This window comes from Blautia sp. ZXY-1-C6 (genome assembly GCF_056339875.1).
In genome coordinates this window covers 1-3,800 of sequence record NZ_JBWJVQ010000234.1, presented here as the reverse complement: position 1 = coordinate 3,800, position 3,800 = coordinate 1, and the positions used below count along the sequence as shown (strand labels likewise).

General features: G+C 41.3%; 4 protein-coding genes. All 4 read right to left on the bottom strand.

The features are described 5' to 3' along the window. Positions 1 to 1,616, bottom strand: a 1,616-nt coding sequence (locus AC075J_RS14630; protein WP_476390466.1) for a glycoside hydrolase family 2 protein, incomplete at its 3' end; no start/stop codon positions are given. 257 nt (positions 1,617 to 1,873) lie between these two features. Next, positions 1,874 to 2,806 (bottom strand): helix-turn-helix domain-containing protein, encoded by a 933-nt coding sequence (locus AC075J_RS14625; RefSeq protein WP_118339244.1) that lies wholly within the window; start codon positions 2,804 to 2,806, stop codon positions 1,874 to 1,876. Between the two features lie 91 nt (positions 2,807 to 2,897). Beyond that, positions 2,898 to 3,203, bottom strand: a complete 306-nt coding sequence (locus AC075J_RS14620; RefSeq protein WP_008706557.1) for a YerC/YecD family TrpR-related protein — start codon at positions 3,201 to 3,203, stop codon at positions 2,898 to 2,900. Between the two features lie 236 nt (positions 3,204 to 3,439). Then, positions 3,440 to 3,800: PHP domain-containing protein (locus AC075J_RS14615; protein WP_476390465.1), on the bottom strand; the 361-nt coding region annotated here is incomplete at its 5' end.

The window sequence follows — 3,800 nt, the reverse complement described above, 5'->3', positions numbered from 1 at the left end:
TCATCCTTTGCCAGGAACTCTTTGATTGCTTCTACAGACGGATACATCTGGCTTTCCATATCGCTGGTATCATTATAACTGCGGTCATGGAAAAGTCCCTCATAATGTACCAGACGGGTAGGGTCATTCTTATGGAAAAGCTGAGACATTTCATAGATATCTTTTCCGCCAAAAGATTCATTTCCGCAGGACCAGATCAGGATTGCCGGATGATTCTTGTCTCTCTGGTACATGGAGTTGGCACGGTCAAGCATCATATCCAGCCATTCCGGTTTGTTGTGAGGAACAACATGAGTATAATCCTTTGTAAATTCCGCCACATCCCAGGAACCATGGGATTCCAGGTTTGTCTCATCGATCATATAAATACCATATTCATCACAGAGCTGATAGATCAGTGATGTATCCGGATAATGACAGGTACGGATGGCATTAATATTATTCTGCTTCATAATGCGAAGATCCTTGCGAAGTTCTTCCTCTGAAACATGTCTTCCGCTGACAGAGCTGAACTCATGGCGGTTTACGCCCTTAAACACAATACGTTTTCCGTTCAGAGTCATAATACCGTTCTTCATCTCGAAACGGCGGAATCCAACCTTCTGAGGAATTACCTCCTGAATAGTTCCTGCTTCATCATAAAGTTCAATTGTAAAATCATAAAGCTGTGGATCTTCTGCGCTCCATAATTTCGGATTATTAATTTTCCATGCAAAGCTGTTCTGTACAGTCTTGCTGCTATTTGTTCTCTGAATATAAAATGGCTCTGCATCGGCTTCTTCATTTCCAGCTTCTGTAAGAGATTTTTTCTCTTCCAGCACACATTCTCCATCTTTCTCAAGTCTGAAAACAATGCTTCCCTTTCCCCATGTCTTTACCTTAATTTCAAGATCTGCTACATCCAGATTCTCTTCCGGGATTGCCCGAATCTGGAGATCATATGCATGGGTATCCGGAACTGTATAAAGATACACATCTCTGTAAATTCCGGAGAAACGGAAGAAGTCCTGATCTTCACACCAGCTGCTGGAGGTCCATTTGAATACCTGTGCTGCCAGCTTATTCTGTCCATCTTTAAGATAATCTGTTAACTCAAACTCAGATGGAGTAAAAGAATCCTCACTGTACCCAATAAATGCTCCGTTCAGCCACAATGCAAGTCCGCTCTCTGCTCCCTGGAAAGAAATAAACAGTCTCTTACCCTTCATATGTTCCGGCACTGTAAAATATTTCACATAGCTTGCAACCGGATTAAATCTCTCCGGAATCTGACCGGGATAAATTTCCTCATGTCCTTCCCATGGATACTGGACATTAGCATACTGCGGTGCATCATATCCTTCCATCTGGATATGTGCCGGTACATGGATGTCCTCCCAGTCATAGCAACAGTAATCCTCTTTCTCAAATCCCTGAACTGCACTTTTGTAATTACGCGCATAATGAAACTTCCATAAACCGTTCAGACTGTAGCGAAAAGAAGTTTCCGTCCCATCCTGCACAGCAGTCTGCATTTCATTCCCATCTCTATAATACACATGATCTGAATGAGCTTCCATTCGGTTATCGCAGAAATACTGTGGATCTTTTACCAGTGAATAATCAAATGCCTTCATACTCTTATGTTCTCCTCATGATTTATTTTTTTAACTGTTCTCTCTGCCTGCAATATTATATTTCGCCATACATCCGTAAAACACTTCCAGCAAAATACTTTATATATGACTTTTTTCATAAAAATATCTTATACGATATTGCCAACAGCCAGTTATCCTTCATAAGCAAAATTATAACATTATACCAATCCGCACAGTTTGCATATTTGACTATATAATATTCATTTTCGACTTTTATATATTCCGGTGTCTGATATTTACCATCCTTCCTCTGTCCGGATGTCAAACTTCAGGAGAAGCTGCTCATAATTTTCTCCCTTTTTTCTCCACTCTGCAGGTGACATTCCCATCAGCTTCCGGAAATTCCGGTTAAAAGCAGAGTCCGATGCAAAACCACATTCCGTACCTATGTCAGTAACTGACCTATCTGTCTTTTTCAGTTTTTCACAGGCTGTGCGGACACGTATCAAATTTATATACTCTACAGGGCTCATATGCATACATCCGGAAAAAATCCTGCGAAAATGTGACTCACTCAGATGACAGTTTGCAGACAACTGCTCTATCTTTATATTCTCTCTGTAATGATCTGAAATATAATCCAGTGTATCTGAAATGATCCTCATGCTCCTGCTCTGCTCTTCATAAAGCATTTCCTGTTCCGGCGTCCGGTTCAGCCGGGCAATCCCTGCCAGCAGAGCCATAAGAAGTCCGGATGCCTCCTGAATATAAAACTCCTCTTCCCGGCGCATGATATCCATAATTCTAATAATACATTCAGCTATAAACGGTTCCTCTTTCTCGTTCATCAACAATGCCCCGGCGTTGATCCTTCGCAGCATTTTCTCAGCCTGTACAGCACTCTCACAATTCTTTCGCAAAAATCCCTCAACATCCACAAACAGATACTCCCATTTACAGACCGTATTTCCCATGCTGTTTGTTGTATGAGGAAACCGTTCCGGGATCACAGTAAACTGCCGCCCTGTAAACTTCCTTTTCTCCTCTCCCAGAGTAAGGATTCCCTCTCCATAATAGCAAAAACCAATCTCCATAAAATTATGAAAATGAAGGTCCTCTATACCGGTTCCATAATTCTGCACCCAGCGCTCTCCCAGAAGAGGAAGGATCGGACTTCCTGCAGGCATGTAATAATAGCGTAATTCTATTTTAGGTTTCTTTCTTTTCATAGTCTTTTATCCGAAAACTCCCTATGCAAAAAAGGCAGGTGATCTTCACCTGCCCCACAATAGCACTGCATTTATTCAGCCTTTCGCTATCCTATTCCCCTTTAGTTTCCTTCTCTGCCATTCTTGAAAACACCATCTCATATCCGTCATTTCCATAATTCAGTGAACGATTCACACGACTGATCGTTGCTGTGGAAGCTCCGGTCTTCTCAGAAATATCAAGATAGGTTCTCTTGTCCATCAGCATCTTGGCAACCTCAAAACGCTGTGATAAGGAAAGAAGTTCATTGATTGTGCACACATCCTCAAAAAAAGTATAGCACTCTTCTTTATCCTTCAGGCATAAAATCGCTTCAAAAAGCTGATCCACAGCCTCTGTTCTGATTTTTTTACTCATTTTCATGCTCCTTTTAGAACTCTGTACTTCACTTGCGGACATTTGTTTTTAAACTGTCCGTGTTATGTTTCTAACAGTGATATTTTACCACGTTAAATTATAGGAAGCAAGCCTTTAACCCAAAAGAAATCACAGATTTTTTATTTTTCTCACAAAAGCCTTTTTCGAAGAGTAAGGCAAATAAAATCATCTTTTTCGCAACGCAGCTCTACACCAAATAACTGCTTCTCAGTTTATCAGAATTTACGATTCACATACTCCCTGATTGCATCCGTAGACCGATTAAGGACCAGTTCCTCCGGAAAATCCAGTTTCTCCAGCAAATCTCTCGCCAGATCAAACTCCCCTATCAGCAGATCAAAATGGGCATCACTGTCCATCACCACCGGAACATGATATTTCTTACACAGATTCAGCACCACAGTATCATTCTCCACCGCATTCTGTCGATTACAGTCCGGATCCATAGAATGATTATTCAGTTCCAGAACCTTCCCATATTCTTTCGCCCCCTGAACCAGTGCCTCATAATCAATCTCATATCTCCCGTCATCCGGATGTCCGATAATATTCACATAGGGATTCTTCATCACATTC

Bases quoted from the DNA above. Each gene is read 5' to 3' on its own strand.
- AC075J_RS14620 (WP_008706557.1), bottom strand. From the start codon at position 3,203: ATGAGTAAAAAAATCAGAACAGAGGCTGTGGATCAGCTTTTTGAAGCG.
- AC075J_RS14625 (WP_118339244.1), bottom strand. From the start codon at position 2,806: ATGAAAAGAAAGAAACCTAAAATAGAATTACGCTATTATTACATGCCT.